22 protein-coding genes are annotated in these 23,369 nt (G+C 60.9%); 9 read left to right on the top strand and 13 right to left on the bottom strand.

What is annotated here, in order from left to right; translation table 11 throughout:
• Positions 1 to 3: 3 nt before the first annotated feature.
• Entirely contained in the window at positions 4 to 1,752 is a 1,749-nt protein-coding gene (locus B9Z31_RS00785; protein ID WP_100117667.1) for an IlvD/Edd family dehydratase, read from the bottom strand.
• 194 nt (positions 1,753 to 1,946) lie between these two features.
• Between B9Z31_RS00785 and B9Z31_RS00780 the strand changes: the two genes are divergently transcribed.
• The 5 genes from B9Z31_RS00780 to B9Z31_RS00760 all read left to right on the top strand — a co-directional run bounded on the left by B9Z31_RS00780 (position 1,947) and on the right by B9Z31_RS00760 (position 6,956).
• Entirely contained in the window at positions 1,947 to 2,768 is an 822-nt protein-coding gene (locus B9Z31_RS00780) for a FadR/GntR family transcriptional regulator (RefSeq protein WP_100117666.1), read from the top strand.
• On the top strand, positions 2,752 to 3,333 hold the full coding sequence (locus tag B9Z31_RS00775; protein ID WP_199174404.1) for a TRAP transporter small permease: 582 nt from the start codon (positions 2,752 to 2,754) through the stop codon (positions 3,331 to 3,333). The genes B9Z31_RS00780 and B9Z31_RS00775 overlap by 17 nt, the downstream gene beginning before the upstream one ends.
• Entirely contained in the window at positions 3,330 to 4,628 is a 1,299-nt protein-coding gene (locus B9Z31_RS00770) for a TRAP transporter large permease subunit (RefSeq protein WP_100117665.1), read from the top strand. The genes B9Z31_RS00775 and B9Z31_RS00770 overlap by 4 nt, the downstream gene beginning before the upstream one ends.
• A gap of 39 nt (positions 4,629 to 4,667) precedes the next feature.
• Positions 4,668 to 5,675, top strand: a complete 1,008-nt coding sequence (locus tag B9Z31_RS00765; protein WP_100117664.1) for a TRAP transporter substrate-binding protein — start codon at positions 4,668 to 4,670, stop codon at positions 5,673 to 5,675.
• An 87-nt stretch (positions 5,676 to 5,762) separates the two neighbouring features.
• The gene (locus B9Z31_RS00760; RefSeq protein WP_100117918.1) at positions 5,763 to 6,956 is read left to right on the top strand and encodes a mandelate racemase/muconate lactonizing enzyme family protein; all 1,194 of its coding nucleotides are present in this window, start codon (positions 5,763 to 5,765) and stop codon (positions 6,954 to 6,956) included.
• A 101-nt stretch (positions 6,957 to 7,057) separates the two neighbouring features.
• On the opposite strand, the gene gndA is transcribed toward B9Z31_RS00760, so the two are convergent.
• From gndA to B9Z31_RS00710, 10 genes are read right to left on the bottom strand one after another with little or no spacing between them, the layout of a single operon-like run.
• Positions 7,058 to 8,467: an NADP-dependent phosphogluconate dehydrogenase gene (gene gndA / locus B9Z31_RS00755; RefSeq protein WP_100117663.1), complete on the bottom strand. Its 1,410-nt coding sequence runs from the start codon at positions 8,465 to 8,467 to the stop codon at positions 7,058 to 7,060.
• A 9-nt stretch (positions 8,468 to 8,476) separates the two neighbouring features.
• On the bottom strand, positions 8,477 to 9,226 hold the full coding sequence (locus B9Z31_RS00750; RefSeq protein ID WP_100117662.1) for an SDR family oxidoreductase: 750 nt from the start codon (positions 9,224 to 9,226) through the stop codon (positions 8,477 to 8,479).
• A gap of 39 nt (positions 9,227 to 9,265) precedes the next feature.
• Entirely contained in the window at positions 9,266 to 10,306 is a 1,041-nt protein-coding gene (locus B9Z31_RS00745; protein ID WP_100117661.1) for an L-idonate 5-dehydrogenase, read from the bottom strand.
• Positions 10,307 to 10,326: 20 nt separating this feature from the next.
• Positions 10,327 to 11,109 (bottom strand): SDR family oxidoreductase, encoded by a 783-nt coding sequence (locus B9Z31_RS00740; RefSeq protein ID WP_100117660.1) that lies wholly within the window; start codon positions 11,107 to 11,109, stop codon positions 10,327 to 10,329.
• Entirely contained in the window at positions 11,091 to 12,374 is a 1,284-nt protein-coding gene (locus B9Z31_RS00735) for a TRAP transporter large permease subunit (protein WP_100117659.1), read from the bottom strand. The genes B9Z31_RS00740 and B9Z31_RS00735 overlap by 19 nt, the downstream gene beginning before the upstream one ends.
• On the bottom strand, positions 12,371 to 12,910 hold the full coding sequence (locus tag B9Z31_RS00730; protein WP_100117658.1) for a TRAP transporter small permease: 540 nt from the start codon (positions 12,908 to 12,910) through the stop codon (positions 12,371 to 12,373). Before B9Z31_RS00730 ends, B9Z31_RS00735 begins: the two co-directional genes overlap by 4 nt.
• Before the next feature lie 55 nt (positions 12,911 to 12,965).
• Positions 12,966 to 13,940, bottom strand: coding sequence for a TRAP transporter substrate-binding protein (locus B9Z31_RS00725; RefSeq protein WP_100117657.1), 975 nt, complete (start codon positions 13,938 to 13,940; stop codon positions 12,966 to 12,968).
• 39 nt (positions 13,941 to 13,979) lie between these two features.
• A complete protein-coding gene (locus B9Z31_RS00720) occupies positions 13,980 to 14,318 on the bottom strand; it encodes a hypothetical protein (RefSeq protein WP_100117656.1) in 339 nt (112 codons plus the stop codon).
• Positions 14,319 to 14,340: 22 nt separating this feature from the next.
• A complete protein-coding gene (locus B9Z31_RS00715) occupies positions 14,341 to 14,865 on the bottom strand; it encodes a gluconokinase (protein WP_100117655.1) in 525 nt (174 codons plus the stop codon).
• Between the two features lie 16 nt (positions 14,866 to 14,881).
• On the bottom strand, positions 14,882 to 15,841 hold the full coding sequence (locus tag B9Z31_RS00710; protein ID WP_100117654.1) for a 2-hydroxyacid dehydrogenase: 960 nt from the start codon (positions 15,839 to 15,841) through the stop codon (positions 14,882 to 14,884).
• Between the two features lie 195 nt (positions 15,842 to 16,036).
• Here B9Z31_RS00710 and B9Z31_RS00705 point away from each other — a divergent pair, with 195 nt between their 5' ends.
• Positions 16,037 to 17,092 carry a LacI family DNA-binding transcriptional regulator gene (locus B9Z31_RS00705; protein ID WP_233200600.1) on the top strand — a complete coding sequence of 352 codons (1,056 nt, stop codon included), beginning with the start codon at positions 16,037 to 16,039 and terminating at the stop codon, positions 17,090 to 17,092.
• A gap of 117 nt (positions 17,093 to 17,209) precedes the next feature.
• On the opposite strand, the gene B9Z31_RS00700 is transcribed toward B9Z31_RS00705, so the two are convergent.
• Entirely contained in the window at positions 17,210 to 18,199 is a 990-nt protein-coding gene (locus tag B9Z31_RS00700) for a 2-hydroxyacid dehydrogenase (protein ID WP_100117653.1), read from the bottom strand.
• A gap of 146 nt (positions 18,200 to 18,345) precedes the next feature.
• On the opposite strand from B9Z31_RS00700, the gene B9Z31_RS00695 reads away from it, so the two are divergent.
• Entirely contained in the window at positions 18,346 to 18,729 is a 384-nt protein-coding gene (locus tag B9Z31_RS00695) for a hypothetical protein (protein WP_100117916.1), read from the top strand.
• 62 nt (positions 18,730 to 18,791) lie between these two features.
• Here the strand turns inward: B9Z31_RS00695 and B9Z31_RS00690 are convergent, their stop codons facing one another.
• The gene (locus B9Z31_RS00690) at positions 18,792 to 20,666 is read right to left on the bottom strand and encodes a DEAD/DEAH box helicase (protein WP_100117652.1); all 1,875 of its coding nucleotides are present in this window, start codon (positions 20,664 to 20,666) and stop codon (positions 18,792 to 18,794) included.
• A 313-nt stretch (positions 20,667 to 20,979) separates the two neighbouring features.
• Between B9Z31_RS00690 and B9Z31_RS00685 the strand changes: the two genes are divergently transcribed.
• Entirely contained in the window at positions 20,980 to 21,978 is a 999-nt protein-coding gene (locus tag B9Z31_RS00685) for a tripartite tricarboxylate transporter substrate binding protein (RefSeq protein ID WP_233200598.1), read from the top strand.
• A 52-nt stretch (positions 21,979 to 22,030) separates the two neighbouring features.
• Entirely contained in the window at positions 22,031 to 23,125 is a 1,095-nt protein-coding gene (locus B9Z31_RS00680; protein ID WP_233200596.1) for a 3'-5' exonuclease, read from the top strand.
• Positions 23,126 to 23,369: the final 244 nt, after the last annotated feature.

The raw sequence follows: 23,369 nt of genomic DNA, 5'->3' as shown, positions 1-23,369 counted from the left end.
AAATCAGTGGTTGTCTTTGGGCACGGCCGCGCCGCGCTGGCCGACCAAGAAGTCCATGTCCGCGCCTTCGTCGGCTTGCAGCACATGGTCGATGTAAAGCTTCCAGTAGCCCGAGTTCATGGCGGGTGCGGGCTTTTCCCACAGGGCCAAGCGGCGCGCCAGTTCTTCGTCGCTGATGAGCAGTTGCAGTTTGCGCTCGGGCACGTTCAGTTCGATCATGTCGCCGTTTTGCACCACGGCCAAGGGGCCGCCTGCAGCGGCTTCGGGCGTGGTGTGCAGCACCACCGTGCCGTAGGCCGTGCCGCTCATGCGGGCGTCCGAGATGCGCACCATGTCGGTGATGCCTTTGCGCAGCACCTTGGGGGGCAGCGGCATATTGCCCACCTCGGCCATGCCCGGGTAGCCCTTGGGGCCGCAGTTTTTCAGCACCAAGATGCAGTTTTCGTCCACATCCAGGCTCTCGTCGTCGATGCGCTTGTGGAAGTCGGTGCTGTCTTCAAAGACCACCGCGCGGCCGGTGTGCACCATGAGGGCCGGGGTGGCGGCGCTGGGTTTGATGACGGCGCCGCGGGGTGCCAAATTGCCACGCAAAATCGCGATGCCGGCCTTTTCTTTGAAAGGCGCCTCGAAGGTCTTGATGACACGGGGGTCGTAATTCACGGCGCCGGCGATGTTCTCGCTCACGCTTTTGCCGGTCACGGTGACGATGTCTTTGTGCAGCAGGTGCTCGATCTCTTTCATGATGACGGGCAAGCCACCGGCGTAGCAGAAGTCTTCCATCAGGTGGTCGCCGGAGGGTTGCAAGTTCAAGAGGCAAGGCAGCTCGCTGCCCAGGCGCTCGAAATCGTCCACCGTGAGCTTCAGGCCCAATCGACCAGCGATCGCGATCAGGTGGATCACCGCGTTGGTCGAGCCGCCAATGGCGGCCAGAGTGCGGATGGCGTTTTCAAAGGCTTCACGCGTCAGCACCTTGCTGATGGTCTGGTCGGTGTGGACCATCTCCACGATGCGCCGGCCCGCTTCGCGCGCCAACACATTGCGGCGGCCATCCACCGCCGGGTAAGTGGCATTGCCCGGCAGGCCGATGCCCAGGGCTTCGACCATGCTGGCCATGGTGCTGGCGGTGCCCATGGTCATGCAGTGGCCGTGGCTGCGGTGCATGCAGCTCTCGGCTTCAAAGAAGTCTTGGAGCTTCAAGGTGCCTGCACGCACTTGCTCACTCATGCTCCACACGCCGGTGCCCGAGCCCAATTCTTGCCCGCGCCATTTGCCGTTCAGCATGGGGCCACCCGAGACGCCAATGGTGGGCAAGCCCACGCTGGACGCGCCCATCAACAGGCTGGGGGTGGTTTTGTCACAGCCCATGAGCAGCACCACGCCGTCGATCGGGTTGCCACGGATGCTCTCTTCCACGTCCATGCTGGCCAGGTTGCGGTACAGCATGGCGGTTGGGCGCAGCAGGGTTTCACCCAGCGACATGACGGGAAATTCGAGCGGGAAGCCACCGGCCTCGTACACACCGATCTTGACCTGCTCGGCCAGTGTGCGGAAGTGCGAGTTGCAGGGTGTGAGTTCGCTGAAGGTGTTGCAGATGCCAATCACCGGGCGCCCGTCGAACTGGTCGTGCGGCACACCCTTGCCCTTGACCCAGCTGCGGTAGGCAAAACCATCGCGATCTTGTCGGCCAAACCATTGTTGGCTGCGCAAATCTTCAGGTTTTTTGCGGGGTGTGCTGCCGTTGTTGTCGCTCATGGGGTGCTTCCAGTGATGGGTCAAAAATCCAAGGATTTCAAAATACTATCGTATGACGATTAAAAAACAAGTGCGTCATGTAATGCCAGTGACATGCTGGAAAACCCTTGACGCCAAGATGACTGTCCTAGGGTTTTCCAGAGTCGCAAGGGGCTGATCAATCATCATATGATAAGCAATCGGACAACGCGACCATGAGTAAAAATTTCCACCGACACACCTTGGACTTGCTGGGTCACGCCATCTTGTCGGGCCGCTATGCGGTCGGCGCCAGCTTGCCGCCCGAGCCCTTGCTGTGCGAGCAGTTTGGGGTGAGCCGGACCGTGGTGCGTGAGGTCATCAAGTCCCTGGTCGCCAAAGGTTTGTTGTTCACGGGGCCCAAAGTGGGCACGCGCGTGCTGCCGGATGCCGACTGGAATTGGTTTGACCCGGATGTGGTGGCTTGGCAAGCCCAGTGCGGTTTGACACCCGAATTTTTAAAAGACTTGCAAGAGCTTCGCCGCGTGGTCGAACCCGCGGCTGTGTGTTTGGCGGCCGAGCGTGCCACCCGCGAAGACATTGCCCAGATCGAGGCCGCTTACGCTGGGATGAAAAAAGCGGTGGAAGAGGGGGGCGATTACGTCACGCACGACATGCGTTTTCACCAAGGGCTGTTGCAAGCCTCTCACAACCGCATGTTGGTGCAGATGAGCAAAGCGCTGAACGCCTTGCTGCGCACCAGTTTTGAAATTTCCACCCGCATCAAAGACGGACCGAAAAACTCGCTGCCCTTGCACCGTGCGGTGCTCAATGCCGTGATCGCGCGCGAACCGGCCAAGGCCGAGCGTGCCATCATGGTCCTGATCGAAGGGGCCAAAGACGACATCGACTTGGTGTTGTCTTCCCGCAAAAAAATACCCATGGTCTCTGGCTTGGCCACACCCATCAAAACCCAAGTCAAAGCCAAAACGCTGTCCAAAGCCATGGTCAAAATGAACATTTCAAAATCTGGGGCTGCCGTTGCACAAAATCATTGACCTCTTTTTCAAGCTGCTGGAGTTTCTGGTGGTGGCTTGCCTCGTGGCCATGGTGGTCATGGTGTTTGGCAACGTGGTGTTGCGCTACGGTTTCAACTCGGGCATCTCCATCTCGGACGAAATGTCGCGGTACTGCTTCATTTGGTTGACTTACCTGGGGGCCATGGTGGCCATGCGAGAAAAAGGACACTTGGGCGTGGACACGCTGGTGCGCCGTTTGTCGCTGGGTGGCAAAAAGCTCTGTTTCTTCTTGAGCGAAGTGATGATGCTGGGCTGCAACGTGCTGTTCTTTTGGGGCACTTGGAAGATGCACGATCTTCAGGTCACCAACATTTCGGTGGTGGTCGGCATTTCCATGATCTGGATTTATGGCATTGGCTATGTGACCGCCGGTGTCATGGCGGTGATGAACCTGCATCAACTCGGTTTGCTGCTGACCGGGCGCTTGAAAGAGGAAGACCTGGTGATGGTGGTGGAGTCAGAGGACTCGGTGGTGCTGGACGATGTGACGCCCAAAGAAACACCCCCCATGGCCATGAACCCTGAAGTGCGAGGCCGCGCATGACCATCGCTGTTTTTGTCTTCAGCTTGCTCGGGGCCATGGCTCTGGGAATGCCCATTGCCTATGCCTTGCTGGTGTGCGGTCTGAGTTTGATGGCCTACATGGCCAGCAACGGCATGATCAACGCCTTTGACAGCCAGATTCTGGCGCAGCGCTTTGTCGATGGCGCAGACAACTTCCCCTTGCTCGCGGTGCCATTTTTCTTGTTGGCGGGTGAATTCATGAACGCGGGGGGCTTGAGTCGCCGCATCGTGAACCTGGCCATGGCCTGGGTCGGGCATTTCAGGGGCGGTCTGGGTTATGTGGCCGTGATGGCGGCGGTCATCATGGCTTCGCTCTCCGGTTCGGCTGTGGCCGATACCGCGGCCTTGGCGGCCTTGTTGATCCCCATGATGAAACGGGCCGGCTACAACGTGGGACGCTCGGCTGGATTGATCGCTTCAGGCGGCATCATCGCGCCCGTGATTCCACCCTCCATCGGTTTCATCATTTTTGGCGTGGCGGCCAACGTGTCCATCACCAAGCTGTTTTTGGCGGGCATTGTGCCGGGCATTTTGATGGGCGTGGCCATTGGCTTGACGTGGTGGTGGCTGGCCAAGCGCGAGAACGTGCAGCCCGCACCGCGCATGAACTTGTCTGAAAAACTGAAAGCCACGCGGGAAGGCGTCTTGGCCCTGGGCCTGCCTGTTTTCATCATCGGCGGCATGAAGTTTGGTGTGTTCACCCCAACCGAGGCAGCGGTGGTGGCGGCGGTCTACAGCTTTGTGGTGGGGGCTTTTGTGTACCGCGAGTTGCAGTGGTCCAAGCTCTATGGCCTGACTCTGACGGCGGGCAAGACCACGGCGGTGATCATGTTCTTGGTGGCTGCGGCCATGGTCAGTGCCTGGCTCATCACCGTGGCCAACATCCCGGCCGAAGTGGCCCGCATGATGGAGCCATTGATGTTCAACAAGACCTTGCTGATGGTCGTGCTCATGCTCTTGGTGGTCGTGGTGGGGACGGCCCTCGACTTCACGCCCACGGTGTTGATCTTGACCCCGGTCCTGATGCCCTTGGTCATCAAGGCGGGCATCGACCCGGTCTACTTTGGCGTCTTGTTCATCATGAACAATGCGATTGGCCTGATCACACCGCCTGTGGGCACCGTGCTCAATGTGGTTTGCGGTGTGGCCAAGATCAACATGGACACCGCTTTCAAAGGTGTCTTGCCTTTCTTGTGGGCGCAGCTGGCCGTGCTGGCCTTGTTGGTTGCTTTCCCTGCCATCGTCCTCGTGCCGATGAAGTGGATGCTGAGTTGATTTCTTAACCCTGTGTGTGTTTTTTAAAAAGGAGACTTCATGTTGAAACGTCGAAATTTGGTGACCCTGATCGCGGGCACATTCCTGGTGGCTTCGAGCGCAATGGCGCAGTTTGCCGACCGCAACATCAAGTTCACCAACGGTGTGAACGAAGACCACCCGGTGGGCGTGGGCGTCAAGAAAATGCAAGAAGTCTTGAACGCCAAGACCGGCGGCAAGATGAAGATCACGGCTTTCTGGGGCGGCGCAGCCGGGGGCGACTTGCCTGCCACCCAAGCTTTGCGTGCGGGTACCCAAGAGATGGTCTGCACCTCCAGCTCGCCGCTGGTGGGCATCATCAAAGAGTTGGGTGTGTTCGATCTGCCTTTCTTGTTTGCCAATGAAAAAGAAGCCGATGCCGTGCTCGATGGCGCTGCGGGCAAATACTTCAATGCCAAACTCGAAGCCGTGGGATTGGTGAACTTGGCCTATTGGGAAAACGGTTTCCGCAACCTGACCAACAGCAAGCGCCCCGTGACCAAGCTGGAAGATTTTGATGGCGTGAAAGTTCGCGTGATGCAGAACAACATTTTCTTGGACACCTTCAAAACCTTGGGCACCAACGCTGTGCCCATGGCCTTTGGCGAGGTGTTCACCGCCTTGGAAACCAAGACCATTGACGGCCAGGAAAACCCCTTTGTGACCATTGAGACCTCCAAGTTCAATGAAGTGCAAAAGTACCTGAGCGTGACACGCCACGCCTACACACCTTTCCTGGTGCTGTACAGCAAGAAACTGTGGGACCAGCTCAACCCCCAAGAGCAGGCCGTGCTGCGTGAAGCCGCCATGGAGGGCCAAAAAGTCCAACGCGCTGCCAACCGTGCTTTGAACGAGAAATCTCTGGCCAGCCTGAAAACCAAGGGCATGCAGGTCAACGAGGTGAGCGCTGCGGAACAAAACCGCATCCGCGCCAAAGTCGCTTCGGTGTATGACAAGCACAAGGACTCGATCGGTGCGGACGCCATCAAGGTCGTCCAAGACGAATTGAAGAAGTCACGCGGCGGTTGATTTACCGCGCTCAGCCTTGGGGCTGAACCTCGGAGCTCCACAGCCACCCGCTGTGGGGCTTTTTTACCGACCGAAATGGACACTGCCATGAAAATCACGCAACTTGAAACCATCCGCTTGGGCGAATTCCCCAACATCATTTGGGTGCGGTTGCACACCGACGAAGGTCTGGTGGGCTTGGGTGAAACCTTCATGGGGGCGCAAGCGGTGGAGGCGTATCTGCACGAATGGGTCGCGCCCAAATTGGTCGGCCAAGACCCCTTGGCCATCGAGTCGCGCTTGCGCGACATCACCGGTTACCTGGGCTGGCGGGGGTCCGGCGTTGAAACGCGGGGCAACTCGGCGGTCGACATTGCGCTGTGGGACATTTTTGGCAAGGCCGCGGGCATGCCTGTGTATACCGCGCTGGGTGGCAAGAGCCGCGACGAGATCCGCGTGTACAACACCTGCGCGGGCTACCAATACATTCGCAGCAATGTGAACCAGACCAGCAGCAATTGGGGTTTGGGCAACAACGCTGGGCCTTACGAAGACCTGCAAGGCTTTTTGCACCGAGCGGACGAAGTGGCCGAGTCGCTGCTGAGTGAGGGCATCACCGGCATGAAAATTTGGCCTTTTGATGTGGCCGCAGAAAAGTCACACGGCCAGTACATCAGCCCGCAAGACCTGAACACGGCGCTCGAGCCTTTCCGCAAGATCCGAAATGCGGTGGGCGACAAGATGGACATCATGGTCGAGTTCCACAGCCTGTGGCGCTTGCCCATGGCGCAAAAAATTTCACGCGCACTGCAAGAGTTCGACACGTTCTGGCACGAAGACGCGATCCGCATGGACAGCCTCGATTTGCTCAAGCAGTACGCGGTGGACTGCAAGGCGCTGATTTGTGCGAGCGAAACGCTCAGCTACAAATGGGGCTTCAAAGATTATTTGCAAACGGGGGTGGGCGGTGTGGCCATGCTCGATCTGAGTTGGTGCGGAGGTCTCACCGAAGCACGCAAGATCGCGGCCATGGCCGATGCCTGGCAATTGCCTGTGGCCCCGCACGACTGCACTGGCCCCGTGGTGTGGGCGGCTTCCACCCACTTGTCATTGCATGCGCCCAACGCCTTGATTCAAGAAAGCGTACGTGCCTTCTACAGTGGCTGGTACAAAGAGCTGGTCACCGAATTGCCGCGAGTAAAGAACGGCATGATCAGCCTGAACGCCAAACCCGGCCTGGGGCTGGAGTTGCTGCCCGACTTGCACAAGCGGGCCGATGCGGTGGTGAGGGTCAGCGTGTAAGAGACCACACGCTGGGCGAAGCCCCCATCGCGACGGGGGCGTCGCTCCCACATGAGAGATGATTTGTGTAGGAGTCCAGCCCCCACCCGGGCCGCTGGGGTTCAGCTGCTCCAGCGGGTGTGGAACTTGCCGGGACGGTCCATCCGCTGGTAGGTGTGGGCACCAAAATAGTCGCGCTGCGCCTGCAGCAAATTGGCGGGCAAGCGGGCTGAGCGGTAAGCGTCGTAATAGGACAGCGCGCTCATGAACGAGGGCACCGCCACACCGTGCAGGGCGCCCATGGCCACCACTTCACGCAGGTCTTGTTGGCAGCGGGCCATCACAGCCGCAAAGTGCGGGTCCACCAGGAGGTTGTCCAAATCGGGCGAGCGCTCATAGCTGGCGCGAATGTCCTGCAGCAAATGGGCGCGGATGATGCAGCCCGCTCGCCAGACCGAAGCCACGGTGCCCATGGGCAGTTGCCACTGGTGCTCACGGTCAGCCGCTTTAAGCAGGCTGAAGCCCTGGGCATAGGCGCAAATCTTGGAGGCCAGCAGTGCATTTTTGATTTGCGCGAGCAGCGCATCGCGTGGAAGGGCCGCGCGAGGCGAAGGCCCGGGCAACACTTTGGAAGCCCTGGCCCGCTCGGCATGCAGGCCGCTGACGGTGCGGGCGAATACGGCGTTGGCAATGGTGGGCGCAGTGACCCCCAGATCGAGGGCAATTTGGCTGGCCCATTTGCCCGTGCCTTTTTGTTCGGCCGTGTCCAGGATCAGGTCGACCAAAGCGCCGCCTGTTTCGGGGTCTGTGTGCGCCAGGATGTCGGCGGTGATGCCGATCAGGTAACTGGCCAGCTCGCCTTGGTTCCATTCGTGGAACACGGCGCTCATCTCGGCCGGGCGCATGCCCAGCAAGTTGTGCATCAGCCAATAGGCTTCGCAAATGCTTTGCATGTCGGCGTATTCAATGCCGTTGTGCACCATCTTCACGAAGTGGCCTGAGCCGCCTGGGCCCATCCATTCGCAGCAGGCTTGGCCGTCTTCGGTCTTGGCGGCGATGGCTTGCAGCATGGGTTTGAGGCGCGGCCAAGCGGCAGCAGAGCCACCGGGCATCAGGGCTGGACCGCGCAAAGCGCCTTCTTCGCCGCCACTGACGCCTGCACCCACATAGTGAATGCCCGAGCCGTCCAGGGATTGCAGGCGCCTTTGGGTGTCGGTGTAGAGCGTGTTGCCCCCGTCCATCACCACATCGCCCGCACTCAGCAAAGTTTTTAATTCTTGCAGCACGGCATCGACGGCAGACCCTGCGGGCACCATCAGCCACACACAACGCGGCGTTTGCAAGCTGGCCACCAAGGCGGCGAGTGAGGTGGCCGCTTGCGCGTTCAGGCCTTGCGTGCGCTGGCCAAAGCTGTCGCGTTTGGCGGCATCGAGATCGAAACCACTGACTGAAAAACCGTTGCGTTCCAAATTCAGCGCCAGGTTTTCACCCATGACGCCCAGGCCCACCAGGCCGATGTCCATCTTCTGCATAGGTCCGATTTATCCCCGACCCACAAAAGGCATGTTGGTGGCCATCACGGTGGTGAACAAGATGTTGGCCGACAAGGGCAGACGGGCCATGGTCAGGAAGGTCTCGACCACGGCGGACATGTCCATGCGTGGCTCGGCCTTGATGCTCAGGTCGGCTTGGTGCACACCTTTGGCCATTTTTTCGGTCATGTCCGAAGCCACGTTGCCAATGTCGATCTGGCCCACGGCGATGTTGTAAGGGCGGCCATCGAGGGAGGCTGCACGGGTCAGGCCCGAGACGGCGTGTTTGGTGGCGGTGTAGGCGATCGAGCCAGGGCGCGGCACATGCGCCGAGATCGAGCCATTGTTGATGATGCGGCCGCCTTGCGGGCTTTGCTCTTGCATCAGCTTGAAGGCATGCGACAAGGTGTAGAACGCGCCGTTGAGGTTGATGTCCACCGCACGGCGCCATTCGTCGCCTGCCAGATCGCCAGGCAAGGTGTAGGGCAAAGAGATGCCCGCATTGTTAAAGACCAAATCGAGGCGGCCAAAGCGCGTGCGAATCTGCTCAAACAGGGCTTTGACTTCGGGCTCCTTGGACAGGTCGGTCGGGATGGCGTGGGCATGGCCTGCATGGGCACCGGCTTCGGCCACCGCTGCAGCCAGCGCGTCGGCGCGGCGTCCGACCAAAACGACTTGCCAGCCTTCTTGGAGCAAGGCCAAGGCGCAGGCTTTGCCAATGCCAGAGCTGGCACCGGTGACGAGGGCGATTTTCGACATGTTGTGAACTTTCTAAAGAGGCCTTGAAACCCCTGATTTTCAGGCGTTTTGGAAAGAAATCTGTACCTTGAGTGACTGGCTCTTGTCCGCGGCCAAGTCAAACGCTTCGATGGCGCGCTCCAGCGGCAAGACGCTGGTGATGACGGGCTTGCCATTGACCAGGCCTTCGTTCAAAAAACGCACCGCGGTGGCAAATTCGGCGTGGAAGCGGAAGGTGCCGCGCAGGTCCACCTCTTTGGCCACCACTTGCGTCATGGGCAGGCTGATGTCGCCGCCCATGCCCACCGTGATCAACACGCCACGCGGCACGATGGTGTCCAGGCCCACGCGCAAAGCCGCTTCGCTGCCCGAGGCTTCAAACACCACGTCAAACTGTCCTTTGTCCACTTTGTAGGCGTCCAGCGCTTGGGGCTGGGTTTTGAGGTTGATGGTCTCGTCCGCGCCCATCTCCTTGGCGCACTTCAAAGGCAATTCGGCGATGTCGGCGGCCACGATGCGGGCCGCACCCGCTCGGCGCAAAGCGCCGATCAAGAGCGAGCCAATGGGGCCGCAGCCCGTCACCAGCACCTGCTTGCCCAGCACACTGCCGGCCCGTTGGATGGCGTGCAAGCCCACGGACAAAGGCTCGGCCAAAGCGGCTTCGGACAAGCTCAGGTGGTCGGCAATCGGGTGGGCTTGGTAGCCCTCGATGATGAGCTGCTCGCTGAACCCGCCCTGGATGTGCGGGAAGGGCATGGCGCTGCCGTAAAAGCGCATGTGCAGGCAATGGTTGTGCTGACCCGCTTGGCAAAAGCGGCACTGCCCGCAGGGGCGAGACGGGGAGATGGCGATGCGCTGGCCCTTGGGCACGCTGCTCACCCCCGAACCCACGCCGCTCACCACCCCCGAAATTTCATGGCCCAAGGCGATGGGCTGCTTGATGCGCACGGTGCCAAAGCCGCCGTGTTGGTAGTAATGCAGGTCCGAGCCGCAAATGCCGCCATAGGCCACATTCACAAGCAACTGGTTTTCACCCAAAGGCGGCAGTTCGGTGTTCTCGATGCGCAGGTCTTTGGCCGAATGGCAAACAACGGATTTCATGGGGTGTCCTTGCAAAAGCTTCAAAGGGTGGCGGTCACGCCGCCGTCGACATAAAGGATGTGGCCATTGACAAAACGCGAGGCGTCTGAGGCCAAAAAGACGGCTGCACCGCCCAAGTCTTGCACATCGCCCCAGCGGCGGCTGGGTGTGCGGCCGACGAGCCAGCCGCTGAAAGTGGGGTCATCGACCAGTTTCTGGTTCAGCTCGGTTTTGAAATAGCCCGGGCCAATGCCGTTGACGTTGATGCCGAACTGGCCCCAGTCGATGGCCATGCCCTTGGTGAGCATTTTCACAGCGCCTTTGGTGGCGGTGTAGGGTGCAATGCCGGGTCGTCCCAGCTCGCTTTGCACCGAGCAGATGTTGATGATCTTGCCGCGTCCACGCGGAATCATTTTCTTGGCGACGGCCTGGCCCACGTAGTACACGCTGTCCAGGTTGGTCTTCATGAGGGTGTGCCAGTCGGCATCTTGGTACTCGTGCAGCGGGCCCCGTATCTGCATGCCCGCGTTGTTGACCAGGATGTCGATCGGTGCCTCGGCTTCGATGCGGTCCACGGCCGCCCGCACGCTGTCCGCATCGGTCACGTCAAACACCGAGGTGCTGACCGACAGGCCTTGCGCTTTCAAGTGCTGTGCGGCGGCATCGACTTTGCTGGCCGTGCGGCCGTTCAACACCACGTGGGCCCCGGCTTGGGCCAGGGCTTCGGCCAGCGCCAGGCCAATGCCTGCTGAAGAGCCGGTGATCAGGGCACGGTGGCCCGATAAATTGAAGGAATTCAGAACGTTCATCGCATCAGCAACCATTTCAGAGGGACCATCACCAGGCTTGGGAAGGCGATCAGCGAGCCCATGACCACGACCTGAGAGAGCAGGAAAGGCATGACGCCACGGATGACGTCGTGCATGGGAATGCGGCCCACGCCGCACACCACGTTGAGCACGGTGCCCACAGGTGGGGTCAGCAAGCCGATGGCGTTGTTCATGATGAACAGCACGCCAAAATAAACCGGGTCAATGCCGGCCTCGCGCACCAAGGGCATGAGCACGGGCGTGAGGATCAGGACGGTGGGTGCAAAGTCGAGCGCGGTGCCCACGATCATCACCAGCAGCATCAGCATGACCATCAGCAGGGTTTGGTTGTCGATGAAGGGGCGCAAAATTTCGACGATCTGCGCCGGGATATTGGCCACCGTGATGAGCCAGGCCGACACCAAGGCCGCTGCCACCAAGAACATCACCACCGAAGAAGTTTTGGCCGCAGCCAAGATGATGCGGTACAGGTCTTTGAATTGGATTTCGCGGTAAATGAACAGGCCCACGAACAAGGAATACACCACCGCCACCACGGCGGCTTCGGTGGGCGTGAAAATGCCCATCTTCATGCCGCCGATGATGGTGATGGCCAGCAGGTAAGACCAAAACGCGTTGATGGTCACTGAAATACGCTTTTTGAACGGCACTTTCTCGGCCACCACCACATTGTCTTTGCGCGCCACGATCCACCAGGTCACGATCAAGGCCAGGCCCATCATGAGTCCCGGGAAAATGCCGGCCATGAACAGTTTGGAAATCGACACGCCGCCGATCACGCCAAACAAAATGAAACCAATCGAGGGTGGGATCACGGGCGCGATGATGCCGCCCGCAGCAATCAAGCCCGCAGAGCGGTCCATGCGGTAACCCGCGTCGCGCATCATGGGCATCAGCACGGCGGCCAAGGCGGCGGTGTCGGCCACGGCCGAGCCCGACAAGCTGGCCATGACGATGGCGGCAAACACCGCCACATAGCCCAAGCCACCCCGGAAGTGCCCGACCCAGACCATGGCCGAGTTCACGATGCGCCGGCTCATGCCGCCCGCGTTCATCAACTCACCCGCCAGCATGAAAAAAGGCACGGCCATGAGCGGAAAGTTGTCGGCGCCGTTGATCAGGTTTTGCGAGACGATCTGGGTGTCGAAGTTGTCCAAGTGCAGCATCAGGGCCACGCCCGAGACGAGCAGAGAAAACGCCAGCGGCATGCCCAGCGCCATGGCGGCGAGCAGCGAAACAATGAAAACAAGTACGGTCATTTGGCGGCCTCTTGGGTGTGGGCGGTCACAACCTCTTCAGAGTCTTGCACCTGGATCAAATCGGATTCATTGAAATTGCCTTTGGCCAACTGCACCAGTTTGCCGATGATCATCAGGCCCATGGCCACGCTGGTCAGGTAGCCCACGCCGTACACCCAGCTCATGGGGATTTCGGTCACGGCCGAGCGCGTGCTGGCGTTGATGCCATGTTGCTTCAAGGTGCCGTAAAACATCAGTACGCAGCAGCCGAGCATCAGCACATTGGAAATGGCGAAGGCGATTTTCTTGCCTTGCAAACCCAGCTTGCGCACCACCGAGTCCAAACCCAGGTGGCCGTTTTCACGCATGGTGACGATGGCGCCCAAAAAGGTGATCCAGATGAACAAAAACCGCGACAACTCCTCCGAGCTGATGATGCCGTCGTTGAAACCGTAGCGCAGCACCACGTTGCCAAACACCATGATGACCATGGCGGACAACATGATGACCAGCGTGAACTCTGCCAGCTTGAAGAAGAGGTCGTTGATTTTTTTCATAGCGCATTCACAAAAAAGCCCCCTCCAAGGAGGGGGCGTGTTCTCACTCAAACCATCACTTGGTGTCTTCGATGGCTTTGAGCAAAGCCGGGCCGTTTTTCTCGCCGAAAGTCTTGGCAATTTCAGCCGAAACGATCTTCTGGAACGGGGCCATGTCCACGTTCTCGATCACTTGCATGCCCGATTTCTTCAGTTCCGAGATCACCTTGCCTGCGTTGGACGCGTTCAAGCTGCGCTGGTAAGTGGCCGCTTCGCGTGCGGCATCCACCACCACTTTTTGGTAGTTGGCCGGCAAGCTGTCGAACTTGGCTTTGTTCATGGCCACGACCAGGGGCGAGTAAACGTGGTTACTGACCGTGAGGTGCTTTTGCACTTCGTAAAACTTGGAGGACCAGGTCACGTTGATCGGGTGCTCTTGGGCGTCAAAGGTGCCGGTTTCCAGCGCGGTGTACAGCTCGGCAATTGGCATGGGCGAGGGGTTCATGCCCAGCAGCTTGAACGCTTGGATGTGGTACGGGTTGGGCGTGGAGCGGATCTTCAGGCCCTTCAGATCGTCAGGCTTGTTGACCGGGCGCTTGTTGTTGGTGAAAGCGCGCCAGCCGTTTTCCCAGTAGGCCAGGCCCTTCAGGCCGTGCGGGGCCAATTCATTCAGAACGCCTGTGCCCACAGCACCGTCGAGCACGGTGTAGGCGTGTTGCGCACTGCGAAACACAAAGGGCAACTCCATGGCGGCGGTGTTGGGCACGATGCCGTTGAAGTTGGAGGCACCGCTCGAGACGATGTCGATCGTGCCGCCGCGTGTGCCGTTGATCATGGCGGCGTCATTGCCCAATTGGTTGGCTGGGAACACGGTGATTTCGACATCGCCGTTGGTGCGCTGCTTGACCAACTCGGCCAGCTTCAGGGCGGCGGCGTGCTGGCCATCGGTGGCGTTGACGGCGTGGCCCATTTTCAGGTTGAACTTGGCAGCGTAAGCGCTGGAGCCGACGGCGGCCACGAGGCAGGCGAGAAGGATGCGGGAAAGTTTCATGGTTTTGTCTCCTGGTTAAAAAAGGACGGTCGAAAAAAATCAATCGGTGGGCAGCGCGTATTCGTCCGCGCTGAAGACGGTGTGAAACACAGTGCCATCGAACATGGCGATCAAATCCTTGGACACCTCGCGACTTTCTAGACGCACGGCCGAGGCCAAAGCGATCTCAATCGACTCGCGGCTGGGGTAACGCACCGACAGCACCATGCCAAAGTGCGGATCGCTCACATCGCTCTCGACTTGGCGGAGCACGCGCACTTCTTGCGCGCCAGGGAAGCGGGTCCACAGAGGCACCAGTTTTTCACGGATGTAGCGGTTGAACGCGTCTTCCATGCCGGGTTTGACGTTGCCTTGGAAAAATGCGCAGCGGATGAACATGATGAGGGGACTTTCAAAAAAATCAGAGGGCAGGGTGCAGGCGAGCGTTCAGGGCTTGGAGCGCTTGCTCGACCATGTCCTGCACGGGTTCGGTGATGGGCAGGCGAACCACGTCGCGCTCATCGGCCTGGGGTTTTTCAAGGGTGCGGAACTGACTGTCCAGCAAACCGGGCTGCATGTAATGGCCCACGCGTTGGTGCATGCGCTTTTGAATCAAGTCGAACTCGCCGTCGAGGAAGACAAAGCACACCTCACCCGCTTGTTCACGGATGCGGTCGCGGTAAACGCGTTTGAGCGCCGAGCAGGCCACCACGCGCCCTGGCGCATGGGCTTGCGCCAAGTAATGGCCGATGCGGTCCAGCCAGGGCCAGCGGTCCTCATCCTGCAAGGCCACACCCGCACGCATTTTGGCCACGCTCTCGGGCAAGTGCAGGTCATCGCCGTCCACCATGTCGAGGCCCAGGCGCTCGCCCAAGGCGGCCGCCATGGTCGACTTGCCGCAACCGGACACGCCCATGACGATCAAACGCAAAGGCAAGTGGTTCATGGCTGGAGGCCGCCGTTCACTTCACCAGGCCAGCGCACTCAGGCACAGGCGTGAGCAAGGGCTGGCCGGAAATACCGGCTTGCATGTTGGCAAAAGCCAGATCGGCCATGGCTTGGCGCGTTTCGGTGGTGGCACTGGCCATGTGCGGGGTCAAGACCACGTTGCGCAGGCTCCAAAGCGCATCGGGCACATGGGGTTCGTTGGCAAACACATCCAGACCCGCACCCGCGATGGTGCCGTTTTGCAGGGCGGTGATCAGGGCGTCCTCATCGACCACGCTGCCCCGCGCCACATTGATCAAAAAGCCGCGTGGGCCCAGGGCCTTGAGCACCTCGGCGTTGATCAGGTGTTTGGTGCCTGCGCCGCCGGGGGTGATGGCCACCAAAAAATCCACATGCGCGGCCAGCTCGGCAGCCGATGGGTAGAACTTGTAGCCGGAATCGGCCTTGGCCGTGCGTGCGGTGTAGGCGATCGACATGCCAAAAGCACTGGCCCGTTGGGCGATGGCTTTGCCAATGCGGCCCAAACCCACAATGCCCAAGCGGGCCCCCGAGACTTTGCGGCCCAAGGTCATGGGGCCGCTGGGCCACTGGCCGGCACGCACAAACTGGTCGGCCTGAGGGATGGCGCGACCCACCGACAGCACCAAGCCCATGGCCAGATCGGCCACATCGTCGGTCAACACATCGGGGGTGTGGGTGACGGGGATGCCGTGTTCGATGGCGGCGGGCACATCCACACCGTCGTAGCCCACGCCAAACACCGCGACCACTTTGGCCTGGGGCAGCTGCGAGAGCAGGCTGCGCGGCACGCTGGCCTCACCCGTTCCAGCCACACCCACGATGCGGGGGGCGAGGGCCGCAAAAGCGGCCGGGTTCGTCACATGCGTGCGGTCGTGCACGGTGTAGACAGATTCCAAGGCTTGTTGGTAGAAGGGGTGAAGTTTGGCGACAGCCAGCACATCGGGTTTGGACACGTCGGTTTTTCCAGTCAGAAAACATGTTTTGGACAGCGCTGTCCAAGAAATTCAAAAAAACGAAGCAAAGACGATGCTTCAACAGACAACACATACCCATCCCACTTGGGCTGGGCTTTTCAAAATCTTCACGCCCCCATTTGGGATAGCGCTATCCTATCGACTTCAGTGCCCACCTCTCCTACGGATTAACCCTTGTCTTCGCCTCTTTTGCCCATTGTTCGGACTGCCAAAAGCCACCGTGCCACGGGCCGTGTGACGCTGACCGATGTGGCCCAAGCGGCCGGGGTCAGCCCCAGCACCGTGTCGAGGGCCTTGCGTGGCGAGCGGGCGGTGGACCCGGCCTTGATCGAACGCGTGCAAGCGGTCTCGGTCAAGCTCGGTTATGTGCCTGACCCTGCCGCGCGGGCTTTGGCATCGCAGCGCAGCAACCACGTGGCCATTCTGATTCCGCTGCTGTCCAACGCCTTGTTCGTGGACTTGCTCGATGCGGCGCAAAAAACATTGCGTGCCGCCGGTTATCAAACCTTGATGGGTGTGACGCACTACGACGCGAGCGAAGAAGAACAACTGTTGCGCGAACAACTCTTGCACCGCCCAGCAGGTCTGCTGGTCACCGGGCTGGACCACAACCCCGTGACCCGCCAACTCATGGACAGCAGCCAGGTGCCTTGCGTGCACCTGATGGACCTGCCTGCGGCAGATCAGGGGGAGGGCCCGTATTGCGTGGGTTTTCGGCAGACCGACGCTGGCGCTGCCATGACGCGGCATTTGTTGCAGACGGGGCGCACACGCATCGCTTTTGCCGCGGCGCAACTCGATCCGCGGGTGATGCAGCGCCTGTACGGTTGGCGCACCGCACTGCAAGAGGCCGGCTATTACGAACCTGCGCTGGAGTTCTTGAACCCTGCACCCTCGTCCTTGGCATTGGGCGGCGTGCTGTTCGAGCAGATCATGCGCCAGCGCCCTGCGGTCGACGCCATCTTCTTTTGCAACGACGATTTGGCGCAAGGCGCTTTGATGGCGGCTTTGCGCATGGGCATCCAGGTGCCCTCGCAGGTGGCGATTGCGGGCTTCAACGATCTGACGGGCAGCGACCAAATGTTGCCGCCGCTGACCACCGTGCGCACGCCACGGGCCCAAATCGGGCAAGCCGCAGCCGAGATGCTGCTGACGCTGATGCGCAGCGAGGCCCCGGCATCGGCCCAAGTGGACTTGGGCTTTGAAATTTTGCAGCGGCAAAGCACCTGAGCCGTCTGCTCAGCGCTGCAGGCATCCGGCCGCAGGCGCGCCCCCCCAAAAAAACCAATTCGCGTTTGCATCAGCGCCGCGCCCTGTGCCCGCGCGCCCCGTCAGGCCCAGTGTTCTTCAGGGCAGACCGCGCAACACGTTGACCAAGGGCTCGCCTCGGCTCAAGCGGCCAATGTTGTCGGCCAGTGTCTCTTGTCGGCGGCGCACGGTGCCTGCTGTCCAGCCCGACATGTGGGGCGTCATCAGCACGTTGTCGAGCGCGGCAAAGTCGAACTTGGAGGGGGCGCACTCGGTTTGCGTGGGCGTGGGGTACTGGTACCAGGTGTCGATCACGGCGCCGCCAATTTGGCGACCAGCCAAGGCCTTGTACAGGGCTTGCTCATCGATCACGGCCCCGCGCCCGACGTTGACCAGCAGGGCATCCGGCCGCATGGCGGCCAAAGCGGGCGCATCCACCAAGCCCAAGGTGTTGTCCGTGAGCGGCAAGCTCACCACCACCGTGTCGGCGCTGGCCATGAAGTCCTTCAAGTTGTCCAAGGTCCAACTTTGGTCAACCAGCGGGTGCGCGATGGGGCTGCGGTTGGCCACATGCACGCACATGCCAAAAGCTTTGGCGCGGTGGGCGATGGTTTGGGCAATGTGGCCAAAGCCCAGCAGGCCCAGTGTTTGAGCGCCCATTTCAGTGCGCAAGGCGGCCTGGCGTCCGGCCCAAAAGGTCCAGCGTTGCTGGCGCAGGTCTTGGTCGGCTTGTGCCAAAGGGACATGGCGCATCAGCAAAGCGGCCATGACGTATTCCGCGATGGCGTTTTCGTGGCCAAAACAATTGGCCAAGACGCACGAAGCGGGCAGCAGTGCAGGGTTGACCGCATCGGTGCCAGCCGCGGGCGCATGGAACAGACGGGCTTTGCGCGGCGCAGGCATGCTCTCGTTCAGCTTGATGCCGATCACCACATCCGCAGATTCGTATTGTTCGCGTTCACCCGGCCTGTCCAGTGCATCGCTCAGGTCAGCGATGCTGTGTTGCGGGCCAATGAGTGCCTCAAAACCCAGGCGGAAATTGGCGGCGTTTTGGCCGTGAAAAACGATCTTCAAGGGCTGGGCATTCATGGTGTCTTGGGGTGGGGAAGGTGAGGGAATCGGGTGTGAATGGCGTGGAACTATGCCAGAAGCGTGTCCTGCACAGAACTTCGGCCCCCGCAGGCCTGTGCGGTCGGCGACAATGGGCGCTTCATTTTTTGCCGAGAGCCATGGCCATGACCCAGCTGAAAAAAGTCATTCTCTTCACCGATGTGGATGGCCGCGCCCGTTTTCGCGACGAATGGGTGCCCTTGACCGAAGGCACGCCCCAAAGCCAGTTGTCGGCCCTGATGGCGGCCACGGGATGCCAGTTGCGCCAAAGCCCGGTGGGCTTTCGCAGCACGTTCCACTGCACCGGCCACCCACAGTGGTTGTTTGTGCTGGGCGGCCAAATGGAGATTTTTTTGCAAGACGGCAGCTCGCGCATTTTTGGGTCGGGTGAATTTTTCTATTCGGCCGACACCTTGCCCGAAGGCGCCACATTTGACGCCGCCGTGCACGGGCACTGGAGCCGTCAGGTCGGCCCCGACCCCCTGGTGACCCTGTTCGTGCGCGACTGAGGCCCGCGCAGACAAAAAAGAGCCCGCATGTGCGGGCTCTTGTCTTGGTGGGTGCGTGGGGTTCAGCGACCGAAGCCGCCTCGGCCACCACCGCCACCACCGTTACCGCCACGGTTGCCACCGCCGTAACCACCACCGCCACCGCCGCCGCCATGGCGGCGACCGCCGCTGGCCAGGCTGTCGATGCTGGTGCGGGTCGGGTCAGGTTGACCGCTGGTGCGCACAGGCTTGCGGTTGGGCAAGTCCAGGCGCGCAAACTGCGTGGTCTTCAAAGGGTCGATGTGGCGTGGCAATTCATCGCCATCGCTGCGGCGGCGGTCCTGACCGCCTTGGCCACCTTGACCACCGCCGCGAGGACCACGGCCCTCAGGGCGAGGACCGCGCGGTGCGGGACGGCCTTGACCGTCGCCCCGGTTGTCAAAACGCGGGTCGCCGCGTTGCTCTTGGCCGCGACCCCCGTCGCGACCGCCTTCACGGCGACCATCGCCTTGGCCTTCAAATCGAGGTGCGCCCTGACCCTCAAAGCGCGGTGCGCCCTGTGGCCCATTGCGGCGTGATGGCGCAGGGCCATTGCGCGATGGGCGAGCTGGGCCTTGGCCTTCGCCGCGTGCTTGGCGTGGGCCTTGACCCCCACCGCCACCACCCACGGCCACTTTGTTGTCACGGATGCGTTGCATCATGTCCTGGCGTGCGGCCTTGGCGGCGGCAGCCATCACGTCGCGGCTCGGGGGCTTGCCTGCGCCGCCCCACAAAGTCTGGCGACCCATGGCGATCGGCTCGGCCACTTCGCCTGGCTCGGGGCCAAAGCCTTCGAGCAACTGCACTGGAATCTCTTGCTTGGTGAAGCGCTCGATGTCCATCATGAAGCCCTCTTCGTCCAAGCAGACCAGGCTCACGGCTTCGCCGCTGGCGCCCGCACGGCCTGTGCGGCCAATGCGGTGCACGTAGTCTTCTGAGACGTTCGGAATTTCAAAGTTCACGACGTGTGGCAAGTCTTCGATGTCGATGCCGCGCGCAGCAATGTCGGTGGCCACCAAAGCGCGGATCTCGCCGCTCTTGAAGCCGGCCAGCGCTTGCGTGCGGGCGGTTTGGCTCTTGTTGCCGTGCAGGGCCATGGCTTTGACGCCATTTTTGGTCAGGAAGTCGGCCACATTGTTCGCGCCAAACTTGGTGCGGGTGAACACCAACACCTGGCTCCAGTCGTGCTTTTGGATGATGTGCAGCAGCACGTCTTTTTTCTTGCCGCGGCCCACGGGGTGGATCACCTGGGTGATGCGCTGCACAGTGGTGTTGCTGGGCGTGACCTGAATGCTTTGGGGGTTCTTGAGCAGGTTGCCCGCGAGTTCACGGATTTCGTCGCTGAAGGTGGCCGAGAACAGCAGGCTCTGCTTTTCCTTGGGCACCAAGGCCAGCACTTTTTTCACGTCATGGATGAAGCCCATGTCCAGCATGCGGTCGGCTTCGTCGAGCACCAAGATTTCGATGCTGGACAAGTCCAGGAAGCCCTGGCCTTGCAGGTCGAGCAAACGGCCGGGTGTGGCCACCAGAATGTCCACGCCTTTTTTGATCTTGCTGATTTGCGGGTTCATGCCCACGCCACCAAAGATCACGGTGGAGTCGAGCTGGAGGTATTTGCCGTAATCACGCACCGACTCTTCGACCTGGGCGGCCAATTCGCGGGTGGGGGTCAGCACCAAAGCGCGGATGGCTTTGCCGCCAAAACGGTTTTGGCCCGCTTCGCTCAGGCTCAGCTTGTGCAGCAAAGGCAAAGTGAAAGCGGCGGTTTTGCCGGTGCCGGTTTGTGCGCCAGCCAGCAAGTCTTGCCCAGCCAGGACGGCGGGGATGGCTTGTGCCTGAATGGGCGTGGGGGTCTCGTAGCCGAGTTCACGCACCGCTTGCATGATGGCCGGAGCCAGGTTCAATTCATCAAAGTTCATTTTTCAGAGCGCCATGTCCGGCGCGGGTATCGGCTCATTCAACTGCTGTTGGCAGTTACCAGTGTGGGCCGATAGGTCTTAGGGTGGGCATGGAAACCGCAGGCGCTTGTTTTGAGCGTTGCCTGGGTCAGGCCCCAGCAGAAGTGCTGATGTTGCGGCAACTGGAGGCTGCAACGGGTTGGATTGTCGCACAAAGCCAAAACGGGACTCGGATGGCGCCTTGAGCGCAGGTTATGGGTTCAAACCCCAATGCCACTTCAGGGTGGGTTCGCCTAGACTCTTTGTCATCCACAAACCGCTCACGCGCATGACCATGAAACGTTTTTCTGACCGCCGCTCCTTTCTTCAAACCGCCGCTGTGGCAGCGACCACCGTGGCCGCCAGCACCCCTTGGGTCCATGCTTGGGCGCAGACCAAATGGCCCGCCAAACCCATCCGCATCATTGTGGCTTTCCCACCCGGCGGCTTGACCGACGCCTTGGCCCGCAGCTATGGCGACCACTTGGCCACCAAGCTGGGCGTGCCCGTGATCATCGACAACAAGCCCGGTGCAGGCGCCATCATTGGCATCGACGCAGCGGCCAAGTCGCCTGCCGATGGTTACACCTTGGTGATGAGCACCTCGGGCACCTTCTGGCAAAACCGCATTCTGTATTCCAAGCTGCCCTACAACCTCGACAAAGACCTGACCCCGGTCACTGTGTTCCCCTCAGGGCCTCTGGTGGTGGGCATCAACGACAAAATCCCGGCCAACACCATGGCCGAATTTGTGGCTTGGGCCAAGAAAAACCCGGCGTCCATGGGCACTTACGCACCGGGCTCCTACCCGCACATGGTGGCCGACCAGACCAACCGCGTGCACGGCACCCAAATCCAGTCGGTGCATTACCGGGGCGAAGCCCCCATGTGGCTTGACGTGGCTTCGGGCCAGTCGCAAATTGCCATCGGCAGCTACCTGGCCTTCAATGCCGTGGCCAGCCGAGGCGTGCGTGCCATCGGTGTGACCGGCAGCTACCGCTCGCCCAAACTGCCCAACGTGCCCACCCTCATGGAGCAAGGCGACACCGCCAAGTTGGTCACTTTGGAAGGCGGCTTGCCCCTGGTGGCCCCTGCCGGAACGCCTGAAGCGGTGCTCAAACTGCTGGCCGACGAAGCTGTGGCCTGGTCCAACACCGACAAAGCCGCCAAGCTGCGCGAGACCTTCGCCATCCCCAACAAGCCCAAAAACCTGGCCGGCACCCGCAAGGACTGGGAGGGCGAAGTGCCCGTCTGGATCAAACTGGCGGTGGATTTGGGCATCAAGCTCGATTGAGCATGACCGAGCGGCAGCGTGGCGCCCATGCTTCTGCTGAAATAATGCGGGCATGAGCAAAACAGACCAGATGAGTTTTTTCGGCTTTGAGCCTGAAGCCGCCCCAAAACCCACCAACCCCAGCCAGCCGGCCAAGGTTTTGAATCCTGAAGCCACCTTGGGCACTGCGGCGGCTCCTGCCGACTCGCCGCTTGGCTTTGCGGCGCCGCTTGCGGTGCCCGTTGCTGCCCCCCCGACAGCGCAGGTTTCCGACCCCGAAGCCATGGCGCAAACCCTGGCGCAGCACCCCGACTTTCGTGTGCTTCGCCGTTTGCAAGCGGTCACCGACTACGCTGGGTTGCAGGGCCAGGCCACGCAGCGCGTGATCGTGCTGGACACCGAAACCACCGGGCTGGACAGCAAGAGTGAAAAGGTCATTGAATTGGCCATGTTGTCGGTGCAGGTGGACATGGCCACGGGCTTGCCTGTGGGGCCCGTCTCGGTTTACGAGTCTTTTGAAGACCCGGGCCGGCCGATTCCACCCCAGATCACGGAGATCACCGGCATTGACGACAGCATGGTGCAGGGCCAACGCATCGACGACGCGGCCGTGAACGCCTTGGTGCAAGAGGCCGATTTGGTCGTGGCGCACAACGCCGGCTTTGACCGGCCGTTTGTCGAGGCGCGTTGGCCTGTGTTTGCGACCAAGGCCTGGGGCTGTTCTTTTCAGGGCATTGACTGGAAGAAAGAGGGGAGTGGCTCGGCCAAGCTGGAGTTTTTGGCGTCTGAGCGCGGCTGGTTTTACGACGCGCACCGGGCGCAGGTGGATTGCCATGCGCTTTTGCAGGTGCTGGCGTCGCCGCTGACCGACGGGCAAACGGGCTTGGCGAGGCTGCTGGCGGGCGCTGGTCAGACCCGTTACAAACTCCGCGCCACCGGAGCGCCCTTCGAATCCAAGGACAAACTCAAGGCCCGTGGCTACCGCTGGGATGGTGAAGGGCGGGTGTGGTGGTGCAACCTGGCCTCGCAAGCGCTGCTGGACGCCGAATGCACTTGGCTGAAGGCCGAGGTCTATGGCCGCCGCAACGCCACCGTGCTCCTGGAGGCTCTGGACAGCTCGGTGCAGTTTTCGGCACGGCCTGGCCAGCAGACCGGCCGAGAGTTGTAGGCGTCCTGCCCTCTGGGCGAATGCCGGTGGTCTGCGCGGAGGCATTCGCGACGAGGGCGTCGCTCCCACAAAGACAGCCAGGCTCAGAGACAGTCCCCTACAGAGACAGCCAGGCTCAGCGACAGTTCCCCACAGGGACAGTCAGGCGCAGCGACAGTTCTCCACAAAGACAGCCAGGCTCAGAGACAGTCCCCTACAGGGACAGTCAGGCGCAGTGACATTTCCCCGCAGGGGCGGCTTGCCG

The organism is Limnohabitans sp. G3-2 (assembly GCF_002778275.1).
GTDB lineage: Bacteria > Pseudomonadota > Gammaproteobacteria > Burkholderiales > Burkholderiaceae_C > Limnohabitans_A.
The sequence above is the reverse complement of the archived record's forward strand: the minus strand, read 5'-3'. Positions and strand labels throughout refer to the sequence as shown.